The sequence below is a fragment of the Levilactobacillus parabrevis genome, assembly GCF_044051715.1.
Classification (GTDB): Bacteria; Bacillota; Bacilli; order Lactobacillales; family Lactobacillaceae; genus Levilactobacillus; species Levilactobacillus parabrevis.
This window is the reverse complement of sequence record NZ_CP168688.1, coordinates 45,094-61,332: the sequence shown is the minus strand read 5'-3', so window position 1 is coordinate 61,332 and position 16,239 is coordinate 45,094. Positions and strand designations below refer to the sequence as shown.

Genomic DNA, 16,239 nt, shown 5'->3' with positions numbered 1-16,239 from the left:
TTCATTTACACAAGATTCTTGACGCTACCAGATTAAAACGTGGTAGGACTATCGTTGTTAACGCGTTATTGCCGGCAAACATATTGCTCAGAGAGACGGTGGTACCTAGTTGGCTCAAATCTAGATTCTGTAAATTTGAATACTGGCTAACCTGCTTTAAGTTTGCGAAGAGGTAGGATGCACCAAAAGTTGAATTTTTAACGCTCAACTTGCCTGTAATATTTACTTTGGTGATCAAATTTGCAAAATCAATGTTTGCAGGTGACGTACCGTCAGAAACTATGGCAGTCTTCTTTAAATTATAGAGTAATTGTCCTTGCGCTATATTCCAAGCTGGTCCAGGCACAATCGGAAGAGTTCCGCCACCAAGCGTTAGGGTTCCATTCTTTAAATCCCATTTGACGAGGGTTCCATCAGCTTGAGAACCCAACGTTCCAGAGTAATCAGAGTTAGTTGTACTATCTGCCAGTGCCACGGTTGGATTACGACTATTCTCAGAATTATGGCGGTTATTTCCAAGTCCAAATAGAGGATTCAAGCCAACCGCAAGTCCCAGAACAATTAAACTAAGTTTCCATTTCATAGTGAACGGCCCCTCCCTTGAAAGCGAATGATTAATGAGTCAAATCAATTGATGGACTATATGATTAGATTAACATTTCACAAAGGTAAAAGCTGTGATTTTGGTTTGCCAATTCAAAGTATTAATCGCGTTCTGACAATAAAAGATAATCCTGTTATATCTACATAAGGCCACGCTTTTGGTAAAAGAACCGCACAGAATTGCAGCCTTCGTGTTTAAGTGAGCAAACTAACGCAACAAAAAAAGAACATCCGGAAGACGCACCTAGATGTCCTAAATTTCAAATCAAATTAAGCCTTAGCCGTCTTACCTTGGTATTTCACCAATCCCAGTGCACCGACATTGCAGACGAACAACATGACTGCCATGGCAGCGTAAGATTGGCCAGTCAGACCGACTAATGGGGAGGCTAAGCCCCCACAGGCATTCTGTGCCAAGCCGATGACGGCGGAGGCGCCCCCGGCATTCTTAGTGGCTTGATCCATGATGATCGTGACCGTCAGCGTGAGTAGCGCGCCGATTAGGATAACCATTGCGAGGACCAAGCCACTGACGACCCAGACGTTGGCTGGGAAGAGGAGCGTGGCCAATAAGACCAGGCTCACGCCAGCCGCTATCGCCAGCAAGCTCGTGACCTGTTGTCTGTTGGAGTACCACCGCGAGAGTTGTCCCGGTAGGTTACTGCCGACCACAATCCCCAGGCCGTTAAAGGCGTAGAGCAGACTAAATGTCTGAGGCGCCATCCCGAATCCCGTCTGGAAGACGAAAGTCGAGGCCGAGATGTAGCTGAATAAACCACCGTAGACTAACCCCGTGGCCATAATCAGAGGCCAGAAGGCGGGTTGAACGACTAGTCGACCCATGGCCCCCAGCGAGCTTTGGAAACCCCCAGTTTGGCGTTCGCCAACGGGAAGTGATTCCGGCAAGCCCAGCGCTACCGCAAGAGCGATTGCCCAGCCGATGACGGCCAGCAGAATGAAGATGGCCTCCCAGTCGACATAGTGGATCATGAAGCCCCCAATGATTGGCGCAATAATTGGAAAGACGCCGTTGACGGTGTTGAGCAACGCATAGAAGCGCGTCAGTTTCTTCCCGGAGAAGAGGTCGCGAGCAACGGCCCGGGCCATGACTTGACCGGTTGCCCCGGCTAACCCTTGAATGAATCGGAGAATGATTAATAAAGTAATCGAATGAATAAAGGCCATCGCGAGTGAGACCAGGCCAAAGATGACAAATCCCGCGATGAGTGGCTTGCGGCGACCATATTGGTCCGATAGTGGCCCAGCAATCAGCTGACCGAGGGCCAGTCCAATCAGGCAAGCCGTGATACTTAGTTGCATCAGCGAAGCACTCGTGGCAAACTGGGTTCGCATTTGCGGTAAGGCTGGCAGATACAGATCAATGGCCAGTGGCCCGGTGGCACTGACGGTCCCCAGCAAAAGTGTGAGCCAGATTTGCCGGCGTCGTGTAAGGATAGGATTCAAAAGCAGTCAGCCCTTTCAACTTATTATAAATTTCGCAATAACCAGGGATGACGACGCTGGACCGCCACTCTACTAGCAGAATGGCGGTCCAGTACGGTCATTATGTAAGGCAAAGCGTATTGTATTATTATTGCTGGAAACGATTGAATTTGCAAGCCGGAAAGTGACAGGAACCTTGCAATTGCGTCTCAATCTTGTAAATTTTGCGTAAAGCGTGGGACTTTGAGAAGGTTAATGATATGATGAAAAGCGTCCCTGCTAACTAAAATAAATGTTCGTAGTGCGGCGGGTGGTGTATGATAATAACATAATTAGTGATTCCCGAAAATAAGGAGTGCCGTCATGAAAAACTTAAAAAACTTGAAGGAAATTTTGAGTTGGATTGTGCCAGTCATCATTGGGCTAGCGATTGCCTTAGCCCTCAAACAGTTCGTGTTTACGCGCGTGCGGGTCGACGGGCCATCCATGGAGCCTAACCTAAATAATAACGAAAAGGTCTTTGCTTGGAAGATGTCGAAGGTCAAGCACCTGAGTGTCATCGTTTTCGATGCACACGGTGAAGACCCCGCCGCTAAGCCCAATACTAACTACGTCAAGCGAGTTATTGGGTTGCCTGGAGATTCGGTGAAGAGCAAGAATGGTTACGTCTACGTAAATAATAAGCGAATCGACCAGAGCTTCATCAGCACCAGCGAACGGACTTCCGGAACTGGAAATTGGACGTTAGCCGGTCTCCAACGCCAGAATGACTGGCAAGGTGGAAACAATGGGAAGATTGCCACGGTCGTACCTAAGGGCAAGTACTTCGTCTTAGGGGACCATCGGAGCGTATCCAACGACAGTCGTTACTGGGGATTCGTTGATAAGGATAAGGTCTTAGGTGTCGTCAAGGTGCCATTCTGGGCTTCTAGCAAGACCAAGCGGGTCAACATCAACTCATTAGCTTACTAAATGAAATTAAACAGGATATGTAGAGCGTCGGCAGTCACAGCCATTGGGGTTGGGACTGCCGACGCTTTTTAGTAGTGGTCGTCAGATTAATTTGAAGGATACGCTTACATTTCGTAAGAATCGTAGTATCGTAGAGGTTATATGAAAAGAATTGAGGAGATGAATCTCATCAAGAATACTTTAAAGCAACGGTGGACGGCCTTGGTTCTAGGCTTAGTCATCAACGCGTTTGGCAGTGGCCTCACGGTGGCTGCCAATATGGGCGCCAGTCCGTGGATGGCGTCCGAAGTTAATCTGAGTGAGTGGTTTAAGATCGGTATCGGTTGGCCGGTGTTTGTAGTCAGTTGTCTGGCCGCGATCGCCAACCAATTTTTACTGCGGCGTTGGGAACCCCGGCGCTTCTTTGGCGAAATTGGCTTCATGTTTTTCGTCAGTTTCTTCGTCAACTTTTTCACGAACATGTTCTATCGCATGGGCATCCTCAAACTGTCGATGGTTGCACGCGGCTTCCTTGCGGTGGCTGGCGTCACTATCTTCTGTATCGCGATATCACTGTATCAGCGGGCCAACCTGGTGATGCATCCTAACGACGATACCACGAATATTTTGCGGTTCATGTATTGTCACGGTAACGTACTTCATGCGCAACTGTTGAATTTCATTCCACCGGTTACCATTATCGTAGTGAGTTGGATTGTGACCCACAACCTCTTTGCGATTAATTTAGGGACGGTCTTCGCGTTGATCTTCACGGGAACCATCATTAACCTGACGGATCGGTTTATTTGGCCGGGCCTCAAGCATAACTTTGCAGTGCGTCCTGTTGAGGAGGCGACGAACGATTAAGAATTCAATGCCACAGCGCTGGCTGGCGTTGGTGTTGGGGTTAGTCGTCAACGCGTTTGGTAATGGGCTGTCGGTGGCCTCCAACATGGGCACCAGTCCCTGGACGGCCTCAGAGGTCAACCTGAGTCATTGGCTGGGCACAAGTGTGGGTCTGGCCATCTTTGTGGTCAGTTGTCTAGCTGCAATCGTTAACCAGCTGCTCCTGCGTCACTGGGACTTGCCACGACTATTAGGTGAAATCAGTTTCGTCTTTTTCTTCAGCTACTTCGTTGATATTTTCTCGGGGACCTTTACCAAAATGGGAATCATGCGAGTGCCGGCGTGGGGCCGTCTCCTGCTGGCAATTACCGGGATCATGATTTTCTGTGCGGCGATTTCGCTGTATCAGCGGGCTAATCTGGTCATGCATCCCAACGATGACACGACGAACATTCTTCGCTTTCTCTATTGCCACAATAACGTGGTGGTTGCCCAGCTCTTGACGTTTACGCCGCCGGTTATCATCATTCTAGTGTGCTGGTTCAATACGCATCAGCTGTATGCGGTCAACTGGGGGACACTGTTTACGCTCCTCTTTAATGGGACGCTGATCGGTCTGGCGGATCGCTTCGTTTGGCCGCAACTTCACCATAATTTCCGAACGAAACCGGCCCACTGACCAGCTTGACTTTTTAGTTAATTTAGAATATGCTTGCGCACGTAGTTTAGGGAAGGAGGCGGCTCATGGCTACCACAGGAAATGACTCAGACATTGTAAAATGGCTCTCGATTGCCAACCGTTATACGCGGATTGCCCTGGATCGGCGGCTACAGCCGTATCGCCTGAATGCCAGCATGTATTACTATATTCTTCGGCTTCACGAACAGCCCCGGCTCACGCAGGATAAGTTGATCAGTTTGACCTATCTCAATCCCAGTAACGTGACGCGAGCAGTCAATCAGCTGGTCAACTTGGGTTACGTGCGTAAGCGCCAGTCCAAGCTGGATCGCCGAGTCTATGAGCTGTCGCTGACTAAACGTGGTGAACGACTTTATCCGGAGATTGTTAAGATCCGCCAAGAGGTCGCGAACAGTCTGCTTACGGAAATTCCGGCGGCGGACCACGATGCTTTAGTCGATCAGATTCGTCAGTTAGCACTGACAGCGGTGGCCAACGAGACACCGGGACCAGCGCAAGATTAAGTTAATTTAGATAAGAAGGTGGCGCACTGCAAGGCGGGGCGCCATTTTTACTGCACCTATCTGAAATCGGTTACAAGAAAGGGTTGACAGAGATCGTTAATGGTCTTATGCTTGGATTGTAAATGAGTGAGTGCACACTCACTAAAGGAAACAAGTCAGGAGGAGTTTACATGGTAACCAACACGATTGACGTGCGGGATGTGGCGAAGAAGTTCGGCAGTAATCCTGTACTCAAAAAAATTAGTTTACAACTGCCAGTGGGTCAGATCATGGGGCTGATTGGCCCCTCGGGTGCCGGTAAGACCACGCTGGTCAAGGCCATTCTTGGCATGGAAAAAGTGGACGCCGGAACGACGACAGTATTGGGAACGGCGATGCCCAATCGCAAAGTCATGCAGCGCATTGGCTACATGGCGCAGAGCGATGCGCTATATGAAGATTTAACGGCGCGCGAAAATATTCGGTTTTTTGCGGAATTGATGAGCGTTCCCAAGTCAGAGCTGACGGAAGCAATCGCGCATGCAGCCCGGGTCGTGAATTTAAATGATGCTCTGGACCGCCGTGTATCAGCGTATTCTGGTGGGATGAAACGCCGGTTGTCTTTGGCCATTGCGTTGGTCCAAGACCCAGAGTTGTTGATTTTAGATGAACCGACTGTCGGTATTGATCCCGAACTACGGCAGCAGATTTGGGCGGAACTCTACCAACTCAAGTCTCAAGGGAAGTCGATCCTGGTTACGACGCACGTGATGGATGAGGCCGAGCACTGTGATTACCTCATGTTGATTCGTGAGGGAATCGCATTAGCGCAAGGGACACCGGCGCAGTTGGAAAAGGATTATGATGTAGCAACAATCGAACAAGTCTTTTTGAAAGCGGGGCGGCTACAAGATGAGAGTCATCGCAATCTTTAAACGCGTTTTACGTGAAATGATCCGGGACAAGCGGACGCTGGCACTGATGTTCCTCGCGCCCCTGTTTATCTTGACGTTGATGTATTTTCTCTTCAATACGAGTTCGGATACCGTGGCGAAGATTGGGGTCAGTCGGGTAGATACGACAGTGGTCAAGGCCATTAAGAACAAGCATGTTAAAATAACGCACTATAACGCCAATGCAACGGCAAAGGATAAAGTGCGAGAGGACAACCTGGCCGCCTTCATCAAGCAACGGGATGGCAAACTAACGGTGACGTATCAGAATAGTCAACCTAGCGACTCAGCCTTGGTACGACAGGCGTTACAGGGTGGTCTGACTAAGATTAAGGTCCAGGCCCTAGCCGCCGCTACACAAGCGCAGAAAAAAGCTTTGCAACAACAGGCCAAGGTACTGAAGACGTTGGTCGCACAACAACAGAAGATGGCGGTCGCCCAGGGAGCGAAGGCTGGCACGATGCCGATTCAGTCGCAACAGACAAAACTCAAGGCGCCAACAACTTACAGCATCACGAGTCACTATCTCTATGGTAGTTCGGATTCAACCTTCTTTGATACGTTCCTGCCAATCTTGTTGGGGTTCTTCGTGTTCTTCTTCGTCTTCCTAATCTCAGGAATTTCGTTGTTAAACGAACGGACAACGGGAACATTGACGCGTTTACTGGCGACCCCGATACGTCGTGGAGAAATCATTACCGGTTATTTGATGGGGTACGGATTGTTCGCGCTGGTTCAGACTGTGATCACCGTGACCTTTGCGCTGACGGTCTTCCAGATTCACATGATCGGGAGTGTCTGGCTGATTCTCTTGATTAACTTCCTCTTGGCGCTGGTGGCATTGTCCATGGGAATCTTCGTGTCAACCTTTGCCAATTCAGAATTCCAGATGATGCAGTTCATTCCAATTCTCGTGATTCCGCAAGTCTTCTTCTCGGGCTTGATTCCGGTCGACCAGATGGCCAATTGGTTACAGTGGATCGCGCACATCTTCCCACTGTATTACGGCGGGAATGCCCTGATGAACGTAGCTACGCGGGGTGTGGGCTTCGCTGGCATTGCCGTTGAGTTAGGCATTCTGGTACTGTTTGCGGTACTCTTTACCGTTTTGAATGTTGTAGGAATGAAACGCTATCGGAGGGTTTAAAATGGAAAAAGACACGAGTATTAGTGAAGCCTTTCAGGCCGTCATGGCGGCGAATGGTGATATTCCACCTAAGCAACAACAGGTCTTGGCGGCAAGCCTAGAGCTCTTTGCCCAGCAGGGATTTGACAGCACAACGACTAAGCAGATTGCCGAAAAGGCAGGGGTTGCCGAAGGGACCGTGTATCGGCGATATAAGAACAAGGATGAGTTGCTAGCTGGGGTGCTGGCGCCCTTTATGACGCAGGTCTTACCCAGCCTGATCAAGGAGTTTGCTCAGAAGGTTGTTGCGCGGCCATACCTAACGCGCCACGAAATGATCAGTGCAATCGTGGAAGATCGACTCGCTTTTATTAAGGAAAATGGGGCAATCTTGCGAGTCCTGATTCGCGAGATTTCGGTAAGAAATGACTTGAGAAGTCAATTTATTACGCACGCGGCACCGCTACTACAGGATAATTTATTTCCAGTGTTGGATCGACTGAAGGCCAGTGGTGAGCTGGTTGACTGGCCTGATTCACGGATTGCCCAGTTTATGATTGGGACGATGCTCACGGAATTGGTACGGGCCGTTTTACTTCCAGAAGACGTGACACATGCGGCACCGTTTATTATTGAATTTATAGAAAAGGGTTTGGCGCCCAAATAGTGACGTTAAAAAGGTGGCGTGATTGCCGCCTTTTTTAGTCGTCACGGTGTTTAATTTGAGTCGCGGGGTCGATGTCAAAAACGTGTTGGGCAACACGTAGAAAGGCGGTCATTTCCGGTGTATTTTCCTTACTGGTCCGGTGAGCCATAATGAGCTGGTAGGTCAGTAGGCGGGGGTCAAGGGGAATGGCTCTGACGGTTGGGGCTGTCGCTACCGGCGTTGGCAGGATGGTCCAACCGCAGCCACGTTCGACCAGTTGTTGAATCGTCGAGAGACTATTCAGCGTCAGAATGGGCTGTAAGAAGAGGTGATGGTCCGCCATAAAGCGTCGCGTGATTTCACCCAGCACCATCTGGAGGTTGCAGCCAATGAAGGGCTGGTGGAGGAGTGCGGTTAACTGCTGGGGATTGGTAACTTGCGATAGTAAAAAGGGGTACGTCGTTGGCACTAGGACACTAAAGACTTGATTGCGCATGATGCGGTAGAAAAACGCACTGTGATGCGCCGATTTAGGGCCGATGTAAATGTCACTTTGATTGTCAGTCACGGCCTTTTCCGCAGCGAGTGAGGGCATCTCGTGAATGTCGAGGTGGTATTGAGGATATTCTTGGAGAAACTGACTGCCTAGGTCAGGAAGAATCTGGGCGGCCATGCTTTCGGATAGAGCAATTGAAAGGTGACCAGATTTGGATTGTGCAAGTTCGTGCATAGTCTGGTCGAGATCACTGAGTTGTTGCTGGATTTTTTGTAAGCCAGTGAGATATTCCGTACCGGCATAGGTGAGTCGGGTCGGTTTAGTTGTACGGTCGATTAGGAGAATGCCTAACTGTTGTTCGGCTTCCTTAATCGTCCGACTGATATAGGGTTGAGAGACAAATAAATGCTGGGAGGCAGCCGTGATACTTCCTAGATTTTTAACCGCCGTTAGGATTTCGGCGAGCCGCGTGGTACTGAATGCCATGGTAATCACCTCACTATTAGTATAACCATTTGGTTCTGAAAACGGTATCATAAAAGTATTAGACTTTGTGATTTGTCGAACTATACTAAAACTATTCAGTCGAGTTTCTCCAGATAGTTGAGAAAGGTGAGTTCAGATGAGTAAAAAATACAAGTTTCTTGAACCCTATACGTTTGCGAATGGTGTCAAAGTAAAAAATCGAGTGGTCATTCCCCCAATGACTGAAGCCTCGGGCTTTGAGGAAGGGTCGATTACGTCCGACGAACTCCGGTACTTTCGGATGCATAGTGGTGGGGTTGGACTGTTCATTTCTCCCGTCGCCAATGTTTCCGTGAGTGGTAAGGGATTCGAAGGTGAACTGGCCATTACCGATGATCGCTACCTTCCCGGCTTAACGAAGATGGCCAGTGCTATGAAACAGAACGGGACGAAGGCCATTCTGCAAATTTTCCATGCGGGACGCATGTCGAACTCTAAGATTTTACGTGGCGAGCGGCCCGTTAGCGCAAGTTCTGTTGCTGCTGAACGGCCAAACGCCGAAGTACCCCGTGAATTGACTGGTGATGAAATCAATCAAATTATCACGGACTTTGGTGAAGGCACGCGGCGGGCCATCCAGGCCGGATTTGATGGCGTTGAACTCCACGGAGCGAATACTTACCTGCTCCAACAGTTCTTCTCCCCTCACTCCAATCGGCGGACCGATAAGTGGGGTGGCGACGTTGACGGTCGGATGAGTTTTGCGTTAGCCGTAATCAAGCGCTGTCACGAGGTGATCCAACAGTATGCTGATCACCCATTTATCCTCGGCTACCGGCTGTCACCGGAAGAAATTGAAACCCCAGGGATTCGACTGGCCGACACGCTACATCTGGTGGATGTGTTGTGTGGTCAACCGTTGGATTACCTGCATATCTCAATGGGGTACGCTTGGCGGACGTCGCTTAATGATCAGGCTGATACGGAGCCGTTAATTCTAAAGATCAAGCGGCAAGTCGCTGGTCGACTGCCATTGATTGCTGTCGGTTCTGTAGAGAAGCCGGCCGATGCAGAGAAGGTCATGGCTGCCGGCATCGACTTTGTTGCGTTGGGTCGCGAAATGTTGCGGGAGCCTAATTGGGTCCAGAAGGTTGCGGCTGACGACGAGGCTGGGATTCGCTACACCATTTCCGAACAAGACCTGGACGAACTGGGAATTACCCCGGCCATGTGGAATTTCTTGATTGTCCGCTTGAAGTCAGCGATGCATATCTCAAATCAACCCGATTATGATAAGGATCAATTTGACCATAAGTTAGCACCACACGAAGGTGCCTAGAGACTGACGTGGTGTAAGGGACCTGGGGTGAAACCTCAGGTCCCTTTGTCATGCCGTTTTACATGGCTGGCCGAGATTAATTGCGTCCATCCCGGGAAAGGGTTAGAATAAACTCAGATTAAATTATGAGATTTCAATGAGATTTCTTGTAAACCATTTGAGAGAGGAGTCATTTTATGTCAGAAACTAAGACTGATCATGAATTAACCGCTGCTGAGACCGCAGACCTACACGCTGATCTCCAGCAACAGCCGGCGCACGATGTCGTGAGTCGCGCGGTCATTAAGAATGGGGTGCTCGCTGCTGCCGAGGATCCACAAGCCGCCGTACGGTTGAACCGAACCTTTTCCGTAGAACTTGATACGGGGAAAGTCTCTAATCAAAAGCACTCTGGTCGTTGCTGGCTATTTTCCACGTTGAACACGATTCGCCACCAATTCGCGGCGAAGTATAACGTGAAAGATTTTGAGCTGTCACAGAGTTACCTGTTCTTCTGGGATAAGGTAGAGCGGGCCAATATCTTCTACGACAACATTTTACGGACGGCGGACAAGCCTCTCGATGACCGAGAAGTGGCGTTCTATCTGAGCCGCCCCGGCGATGACGGTGGCCAATGGGCCATGGGGGCGGCACTTGTCCAAAAGTATGGGGTGGTTCCAGCCAGTGCGATGCCGGAATCCTTTAATACCAATGATACGACTGGCTTCGCTACCACGCTGAACTTAAAACTTCGTAAGGATGCTTTGGCCTTACGCCAGTTGGTGGCAGATGGTGCCAGCGAGGATCAGATTGCGACGACCCGGGCGCAGGCCTTGAAGGAAGTTTATCGGATGGCAGCTTACTCATTTGGCGAGCCACCAACCACGTTTGACCTCGAATACAAGGACGATAAGCACCAGTACCATCGTGATGCGGGTCTAACTCCCCAAGGTTTCTTTGAAAAGTATTTCGATATTGATTTGGATGACTACGTGGTGATTTCTAATTCACCAGACAAGCCATTTGATCAGTTGTACAGCTTACCCAGTCAGGATAATATCGTAGGTGGTAAGCACATTACCTTCTTGAATTTACCAATGGCAGAGTTAAAGCGGACGGCAATTGCGCAGCTACAGAGTGGCGAAGCCGTTTGGTTTGGGAACGATGTCTTGCAGCAGATGAGCCGCGAACGGGGCTTCCTCGATAGTCAATTGTTTAAGACGGCCGACTTATTTGGCGTTGACCTGAGCCTGACCAAGGCACAACGGTTGGCCACGGGTGAGGCTGAAGTGACCCACGCGATGACGTTGACCGGGGTCGACTTGGTTGGCAGTGATCCAACCCGCTGGAAAGTTGAAAACAGCTGGGGCGAGAAGAATGGTGATAAAGGTTACTTTGTGATGACGGATGACTGGATGGATGATTTTGTCTATGAGGTGGTTGTCCACAAGCGATTCTTAACGCCGGAGCAACGGGCTGTGTTGGCCACAACACCTAAGGCTTTACCAGCTTGGGATTCTTTACAGTAAAGTAATTGGGAGCATCTTGACAGTTGTGTTGAGATGCTTTTTGGTTGCTACGGGATAGAAAAAGCCGCCCCTGGTTGGGAGGCGGCAATCATTGCTTGGTTGGGGCAATGACGTGTCATCGTTAATGACAAAAATTGAGTTGGTTAAATCGGTTTCTGAATTAGATTCATCTTAAAACGAAAATGTGAAGAAATCGTGAAGATGATTTATGAATTAGTGATACAAACAATTAGATTTAGGATGAATGGGGGCTGAATGCGACCGATTCAGGCGTTGGATTACTTTTTTCTAATTGCTTACGCATAGTTTTGGGTGAATTATGGCGGTGCTAGAGGATAATATTTGAGAATAATTGAAAAATCTTATCAATCGTATATTAAAGAGCTAATTGGTTAAATTAAAAAATCACCACTTAAATTTAAGTTGGTGATCTTTTTTCTGTAAGTGTCGTGTTTGTTAGTTTGCGGACTAACGATGTAAGAGTCCGTGGTGGGGGTGGTCAGCAAGTGATTGTGGTTGACCGGCGTGGTAGCCCGGACGGAAGCGGTCGATCTGCATTTGTTTCGTGTGTTCGCGTTCAATTCGTAACTGTGTCTTCAACTGACGCGTCTTCCAAAAGCCATGAGCCGCTACCGTTACCGGGATGACTTGCAAGAGAACCGTGACTGGAATAATCCAGTTCTTGTCACTGATTAGGTCGGTGAACCGATGAAGATTCTCTTGGTCCAGTGGGGCAGCAAGCGGTAAACATTTGTGTTTTAACATCTGTCATCACACTCCTTTAGGCCCTATCATAACCCAAAGTGTGAACGCTGTCAGCCGTTGTGTTCCACGTGAAACAAACTATCGGTTACGCCAGTGGCTGATGAGGTGCAGCACCCCTAAAATTGCGGCAATGCCCAAGACGCCCGTTTCTAGCATGGCAATCCCGCTGACGTGACGAAATTGTTGGTAGAGTAGGACGGCACCGACTAGAAGTAGACCGCCCAATCCAGATAATAGTTTGTTCATAACGACTTCCTCCAAATTAAAAACGGCACCACAGACGTGGCACCGTTTCGAATTACATGACTACCCAATTAATTAGTTGCCAACCTTGACCATAACGGCTTGGGTGACATCGTTGTCAATGTCGCGCGAGATGTGGTAACCGGCGACTTTCAGCTTGGTGGCCTTGTTGGTGCCAGTCAGCGTCTTCTTAACGGTGAACTTTTGTGTCATCGGAATGTCGGACAGCTTACCCTTAAAGTTGATGACAGTATCGTCACCCTTAGTCTTGAAGGTTGCTTTCAGCACACCTGACTTGTTCAAGGCGTTGGCCTTCTTAGCGGCGGCATACGTCTTGTAGAACTTGTTGACGTTGTAGACCGTTACCTTACCGTTCTTGTTAAAGCGGTAGGCTTCCATCCCGGAATTACTCTTGGCGTTGACCGCACCGGTCACATACCAAAGTTTGGTTGATTTAGTCAACGTGGACTTCACGTCGGCCTTCTTCGTCGTTTTGTTTTTGAAACTTGCTTGTTGGGTACTCCCCGATTTACTACTCTTGCTGCTGCAGCCGGCTAAGCCAATGGTCAAGATGGCCAATAGGCTAAAGACGGCAGCCAGTGTCCGGGTCTTCTTCATAATCCAATCACCTCATCAAAAATGATAACAGTTTTAGCGTCCGCGTACAAATCGCGTGCTCCCCGTTCCTCAATAGTATAGCATGGAGGCTTCCAGAAAAACCGGAACGCCCCGTTAAAAAAGCGTTAAGTTCCCGTAACAAAATCGGCGGAATTTGGAAAACTAAAGACGAACACATGTTTTTCTGATAGAATATAAATTAAACGAGTTATGGTATTTGAGAGGGGAATTTGATCATGAGTAAACGGCACTATCGCCGGGGTCGCCGGGGGAGTCGCATTTCTATTTATGCGGCAATTCTGCTGATCGCTATTGGGGCTATCGGAAGCATGGGTAGTCAGGGCAATTCGACAGCTCGGAACCTCACGACCGCTGTCAACAAGGTTGTCGGGACATCATCTAGCAGCCATTCGACTAGCAGTGCGGCCACCAGCGCGCCGAAGCAATCGGTCGCAAGTCAAGCGTTAGCAGAGCAAAAGTATCAGGGAACCCAGATTGTTGCGGTTAACCACAATAAGCCCACGTTTAGTCAGTCCCAGTTGTCTACCAAGAAGGGTGGTTGGGCCACTTACGGAACGTTAGATAATCTGAACCGGGTCACGACGGCCAACGCCTTATTGAGTAAAAAACTAATGCCAACGGCCAAGCGAGAACCGCTGTACGTTAGCCCAACCGGCTGGAAGAATAAGCCGTATACGGTCAACGGCAAGCGCGGTTACTTGTATAATCGGAGTCACTTGATCGGCTATCAACTGACGGGTCAGAATAATAACCTGAAAAATTTGATGACCGGGACTCGGTCACTTAACGATCCGGGGATGACAGCTTACGAGAATCCAGTGGCAAGTTATTTGAAGAGTCATCCTAGTAATTACGTCCGCTATCAGGTCGAACCGGTCTTTCGGGGCAATGAATTAGTTGCACGAGGGGTGCATATGCAGGCCCAATCGGTTGGTAGCAAGGGCGTTTCGTATAACGTCTACATCTTTAACATTCAAGCGGGCGTCAAGATTAACTACAGTACCGGGACGAGTCAATATGGTAATCCGGCGGCTGCGTTCTAAAGTTAGCGACTGTCAGCAAAGCGCGTAACTTCTCGGCTGGGAAGTTACGCGCTTTTTGTAAGCTTACTTATCGGCGATTCATGTAGCGATAGATGAGGTACAGGACCAAACCGACGATCAGAATTGTTCCAATCATGGGGTTTTCGCGGAATATCCAGTGGAAGACGCGCACGGAGTGGAGCCCATGCAGGCCGCCGATTAAAGTATAAAACTGTGTAAACATGGGAGACCTCCTAATGATTTATAGCAATTATAAGTGGAAATTTTAAAAAAACTAAAGACTTTTTGACGTTTTGGCGTATGATAAAAAGACAGAGAACAGAGGAGGGTTTACCCGTGAGCGTGAATTATATGCTTATCTTTGAAATTGTCGTCGTGATTAACGCGGCGTTAGCCCTTGTGACGGTGTTTCGAGAAAAGCGGGATATCGCCGCAACTTGGGCCTGGATGTTGGTGCTCGTCTTACTGCCGGTGGTGGGATTCGTTGCCTACGCCTTCATTGGACGAAAGTTACCAAAGGGCCGGATGTTTCGACTGCAACACCAAGTGGCGGTTCAACTGAATGAACGGTTGAGTCAGCAACGTGAGCAGTTGGGCACGGAGATTATGCCGGCTGATAAAATTAGCCACTCGGTCATCAACATGGTCAACATGTTTATGGAGACCGATCAAGCATTTTTAGCCCGCCAGAATCGGGTAAAGATCTTTACGGACGGGCACGACCTCTTTCATACCATGATGGAAGACATCGAGCGCGCCCACTCCAGTATTCACATTGAATTTTACACCTTTTATAACGATAAGATTGGAAATGAGATTCTAAATTTACTGGTCAAAAAGGCCGCTGCCGGTGTTGAGGTCCGCGTCATCTATGATCCATGGGGGTCGATGGGGACATGGAAACGGTTCTTCAAGCCATTAATGGATGTTGGTGGCCACGTGGAGCCCTTCCTGGGAACCCGTTCAGCCGTCATTGACTTCCGACTGAACTTCCGTGATCACCGTAAAATTGTGACAATTGATGGTCAGGTCGGGTACGTTGGTGGCTTTAATATTGGCGATCAATACCTAGGGCGTAAGGAAAAGTTCGGCTACTGGCGAGATACGCACCTGCGGATTGTCGGCTCAGGGGTATTTTCACTGCAAGCCCGCTTCATGTTGGACTGGAACGCCACGGATAAGGACCATCCCTTCAATGATCGGAAAATTGATACGCGTTACTTCCCATTAAGTAAGGTCAAGGGGAACACGAGTCTGCAGATTGTCTCAAGTGGGCCCGATTCTGACCTCCAGCAGATCAAGATGGGCTACATGCGCCTGATTCAGACGGCGGAGAAGTCTCTGTGGATTCAGACGCCTTACTTGATTCCCGATGACAGTGTCTTAGACTCCCTACGGATCGCGGCGATGGCCGGAATTGATGTCCGGATTATGATTCCCGATAAGCCGGATCATGCCTTCGTGTACCGGGCAACGCAGTACTACGCCCGCCAACTTGCGGATGATGGGGTAAAAATCTATTATTACCATAACGGCTTTATCCACGCTAAGACGATTGTGGTGGATGGTCGGATCGCCTCGGTGGGGTCAGCGAACATGGACTACCGGAGCTTCAAGCTGAATTTCGAAATCAATGCCTTTATCTACGATGAGGGAATTGCGCGTGAACTAGAGGGCATCTTTGAAAAGGATATGGCGCATAGCGAACTGATCACACCAGAGAAGTTCGATCAGCAGTCTCTTTATTTGAAATTTAAGCAAACAGCGTCACGTTTACTATCACCAATTTTATAAAAGGTTAAATTGTGAACTCCCGGTCGTTGGACTGGGAGTTTTTTTGTCTTGTCAATGGCGTACTGATAAGGAAAATAGGCCGAGATGAAGCGGCCAAGCAAGGTTGGTTGTTTATTTTTACCAACTTAGCGGTTATAATAAGCTTATAACAATAAAACGGTTACAAAACGGATGAGTCGCTTGATCAATTTGGGAGG

Annotated in this window: 18 protein-coding genes; 11 read left to right on the top strand and 7 right to left on the bottom strand. The window is 48.9% G+C overall.

What is annotated here, in order from left to right; all coding sequences use genetic code 11:
• Position 1: 1 nt before the first annotated feature.
• Together ACEPSU_RS00405 and ACEPSU_RS00400 are read right to left on the bottom strand one after the other, a co-directional pair.
• Positions 2-583 carry a hypothetical protein gene (locus ACEPSU_RS00405; RefSeq protein WP_395322054.1) on the bottom strand — a complete coding sequence of 194 codons (582 nt, stop codon included), beginning with the start codon at positions 581-583 and terminating at the stop codon, positions 2-4.
• Positions 584-873: 290 nt separating this feature from the next.
• Complete coding sequence (locus ACEPSU_RS00400) at positions 874-2,067, bottom strand: multidrug effflux MFS transporter (protein WP_395322052.1); 1,194 nt, start codon at positions 2,065-2,067, stop codon at positions 874-876.
• A gap of 342 nt (positions 2,068-2,409) precedes the next feature.
• Here ACEPSU_RS00400 and lepB point away from each other — a divergent pair, with 342 nt between their 5' ends.
• The 7 genes from lepB to ACEPSU_RS00365 all read left to right on the top strand — a co-directional run bounded on the left by lepB (position 2,410) and on the right by ACEPSU_RS00365 (position 7,771).
• The gene (lepB, locus tag ACEPSU_RS00395) at positions 2,410-3,018 is read left to right on the top strand and encodes a signal peptidase I (RefSeq protein WP_395322050.1); all 609 of its coding nucleotides are present in this window, start codon (positions 2,410-2,412) and stop codon (positions 3,016-3,018) included.
• Positions 3,019-3,177: 159 nt separating this feature from the next.
• Positions 3,178-3,864, top strand: a complete 687-nt coding sequence (locus ACEPSU_RS00390; protein ID WP_395361570.1) for a hypothetical protein — start codon at positions 3,178-3,180, stop codon at positions 3,862-3,864.
• Between the two features lie 7 nt (positions 3,865-3,871).
• Positions 3,872-4,522 carry a hypothetical protein gene (locus ACEPSU_RS00385; RefSeq protein ID WP_395322046.1) on the top strand — a complete coding sequence of 217 codons (651 nt, stop codon included), beginning with the start codon at positions 3,872-3,874 and terminating at the stop codon, positions 4,520-4,522.
• A 65-nt stretch (positions 4,523-4,587) separates the two neighbouring features.
• Positions 4,588-5,046 (top strand): MarR family winged helix-turn-helix transcriptional regulator, encoded by a 459-nt coding sequence (locus ACEPSU_RS00380; protein WP_395322044.1) that lies wholly within the window; start codon positions 4,588-4,590, stop codon positions 5,044-5,046.
• Positions 5,047-5,216: 170 nt separating this feature from the next.
• A complete protein-coding gene (locus tag ACEPSU_RS00375; RefSeq protein WP_395322042.1) occupies positions 5,217-5,960 on the top strand; it encodes an ABC transporter ATP-binding protein in 744 nt (247 codons plus the stop codon).
• Positions 5,938-7,125: an ABC transporter permease gene (locus ACEPSU_RS00370; protein ID WP_020088861.1), complete on the top strand. Its 1,188-nt coding sequence runs from the start codon at positions 5,938-5,940 to the stop codon at positions 7,123-7,125. Before ACEPSU_RS00375 ends, ACEPSU_RS00370 begins: the two co-directional genes overlap by 23 nt.
• Position 7,126: 1 nt before the next feature.
• Positions 7,127-7,771, top strand: a complete 645-nt coding sequence (locus ACEPSU_RS00365) for a TetR/AcrR family transcriptional regulator (protein WP_395322039.1) — start codon at positions 7,127-7,129, stop codon at positions 7,769-7,771.
• A 34-nt stretch (positions 7,772-7,805) separates the two neighbouring features.
• Here ACEPSU_RS00365 and ACEPSU_RS00360 read toward each other — a convergent pair whose 3' ends face one another.
• The gene (locus ACEPSU_RS00360) at positions 7,806-8,732 is read right to left on the bottom strand and encodes a LysR family transcriptional regulator (protein ID WP_395322037.1); all 927 of its coding nucleotides are present in this window, start codon (positions 8,730-8,732) and stop codon (positions 7,806-7,808) included.
• A 136-nt stretch (positions 8,733-8,868) separates the two neighbouring features.
• Between ACEPSU_RS00360 and ACEPSU_RS00355 the strand changes: the two genes are divergently transcribed.
• Both ACEPSU_RS00355 and ACEPSU_RS00350 read left to right on the top strand, forming a co-directional pair.
• A complete protein-coding gene (locus ACEPSU_RS00355) occupies positions 8,869-10,050 on the top strand; it encodes an NADH-dependent flavin oxidoreductase (RefSeq protein ID WP_395322035.1) in 1,182 nt (393 codons plus the stop codon).
• Between the two features lie 176 nt (positions 10,051-10,226).
• Entirely contained in the window at positions 10,227-11,558 is a 1,332-nt protein-coding gene (locus ACEPSU_RS00350) for a C1 family peptidase (RefSeq protein WP_395322033.1), read from the top strand.
• A 468-nt stretch (positions 11,559-12,026) separates the two neighbouring features.
• Here ACEPSU_RS00350 and ACEPSU_RS00345 read toward each other — a convergent pair whose 3' ends face one another.
• The 3 genes from ACEPSU_RS00345 to ACEPSU_RS00335 form a co-directional block, all read right to left on the bottom strand.
• On the bottom strand, positions 12,027-12,323 hold the full coding sequence (locus ACEPSU_RS00345; RefSeq protein ID WP_395322031.1) for a transposase: 297 nt from the start codon (positions 12,321-12,323) through the stop codon (positions 12,027-12,029).
• 78 nt (positions 12,324-12,401) lie between these two features.
• On the bottom strand, positions 12,402-12,569 hold the full coding sequence (locus ACEPSU_RS00340) for a hypothetical protein (RefSeq protein WP_020088867.1): 168 nt from the start codon (positions 12,567-12,569) through the stop codon (positions 12,402-12,404).
• Between the two features lie 72 nt (positions 12,570-12,641).
• Positions 12,642-13,184: a hypothetical protein gene (locus ACEPSU_RS00335; protein WP_020088868.1), complete on the bottom strand. Its 543-nt coding sequence runs from the start codon at positions 13,182-13,184 to the stop codon at positions 12,642-12,644.
• Between the two features lie 236 nt (positions 13,185-13,420).
• Between ACEPSU_RS00335 and ACEPSU_RS00330 the strand changes: the two genes are divergently transcribed.
• Positions 13,421-14,248, top strand: coding sequence for a DNA/RNA non-specific endonuclease (locus ACEPSU_RS00330; protein WP_395322029.1), 828 nt, complete (start codon positions 13,421-13,423; stop codon positions 14,246-14,248).
• Positions 14,249-14,315: 67 nt separating this feature from the next.
• Here ACEPSU_RS00330 and ACEPSU_RS00325 read toward each other — a convergent pair whose 3' ends face one another.
• A complete protein-coding gene (locus ACEPSU_RS00325) occupies positions 14,316-14,471 on the bottom strand; it encodes a hypothetical protein (RefSeq protein ID WP_020088870.1) in 156 nt (51 codons plus the stop codon).
• Between the two features lie 77 nt (positions 14,472-14,548).
• Between ACEPSU_RS00325 and cls the strand changes: the two genes are divergently transcribed.
• On the top strand, positions 14,549-16,042 hold the full coding sequence (cls, locus tag ACEPSU_RS00320) for a cardiolipin synthase (RefSeq protein WP_155823038.1): 1,494 nt from the start codon (positions 14,549-14,551) through the stop codon (positions 16,040-16,042).
• Positions 16,043-16,239: the final 197 nt, after the last annotated feature.

Excerpts from the sequence above, each read along its gene's own strand:
- ACEPSU_RS00380 (WP_395322044.1), top strand. The coding sequence starts at position 4,588 with ATGGCTACCACAGGAAATGACTCAGACATTGTAAAATGGCTCTCGATT.
- ACEPSU_RS00325 (WP_020088870.1), bottom strand. The coding sequence starts at position 14,471 with ATGTTTACACAGTTTTATACTTTAATCGGCGGCCTGCATGGGCTCCAC.
- ACEPSU_RS00390 (WP_395361570.1), top strand. The coding sequence starts at position 3,178 with ATGAATCTCATCAAGAATACTTTAAAGCAACGGTGGACGGCCTTGGTT.
- lepB (WP_395322050.1), top strand. The coding sequence starts at position 2,410 with ATGAAAAACTTAAAAAACTTGAAGGAAATTTTGAGTTGGATTGTGCCA.
- ACEPSU_RS00370 (WP_020088861.1), top strand. The coding sequence starts at position 5,938 with ATGAGAGTCATCGCAATCTTTAAACGCGTTTTACGTGAAATGATCCGG.
- ACEPSU_RS00405 (WP_395322054.1), bottom strand. The coding sequence starts at position 583 with ATGAAATGGAAACTTAGTTTAATTGTTCTGGGACTTGCGGTTGGCTTG.
- ACEPSU_RS00365 (WP_395322039.1), top strand. The coding sequence starts at position 7,127 with ATGGAAAAAGACACGAGTATTAGTGAAGCCTTTCAGGCCGTCATGGCG.
- ACEPSU_RS00345 (WP_395322031.1), bottom strand. The coding sequence starts at position 12,323 with ATGTTAAAACACAAATGTTTACCGCTTGCTGCCCCACTGGACCAAGAG.
- ACEPSU_RS00330 (WP_395322029.1), top strand. The coding sequence starts at position 13,421 with ATGAGTAAACGGCACTATCGCCGGGGTCGCCGGGGGAGTCGCATTTCT.
- ACEPSU_RS00355 (WP_395322035.1), top strand. The coding sequence starts at position 8,869 with ATGAGTAAAAAATACAAGTTTCTTGAACCCTATACGTTTGCGAATGGT.
- cls (WP_155823038.1), top strand. The coding sequence starts at position 14,549 with ATGATAAAAAGACAGAGAACAGAGGAGGGTTTACCCGTGAGCGTGAAT.
- ACEPSU_RS00360 (WP_395322037.1), bottom strand. The coding sequence starts at position 8,732 with ATGGCATTCAGTACCACGCGGCTCGCCGAAATCCTAACGGCGGTTAAA.
- ACEPSU_RS00335 (WP_020088868.1), bottom strand. The coding sequence starts at position 13,184 with ATGAAGAAGACCCGGACACTGGCTGCCGTCTTTAGCCTATTGGCCATC.
- ACEPSU_RS00350 (WP_395322033.1), top strand. The coding sequence starts at position 10,227 with ATGTCAGAAACTAAGACTGATCATGAATTAACCGCTGCTGAGACCGCA.
- ACEPSU_RS00375 (WP_395322042.1), top strand. The coding sequence starts at position 5,217 with ATGGTAACCAACACGATTGACGTGCGGGATGTGGCGAAGAAGTTCGGC.
- ACEPSU_RS00340 (WP_020088867.1), bottom strand. The coding sequence starts at position 12,569 with ATGAACAAACTATTATCTGGATTGGGCGGTCTACTTCTAGTCGGTGCC.
- ACEPSU_RS00385 (WP_395322046.1), top strand. The coding sequence starts at position 3,872 with ATGCCACAGCGCTGGCTGGCGTTGGTGTTGGGGTTAGTCGTCAACGCG.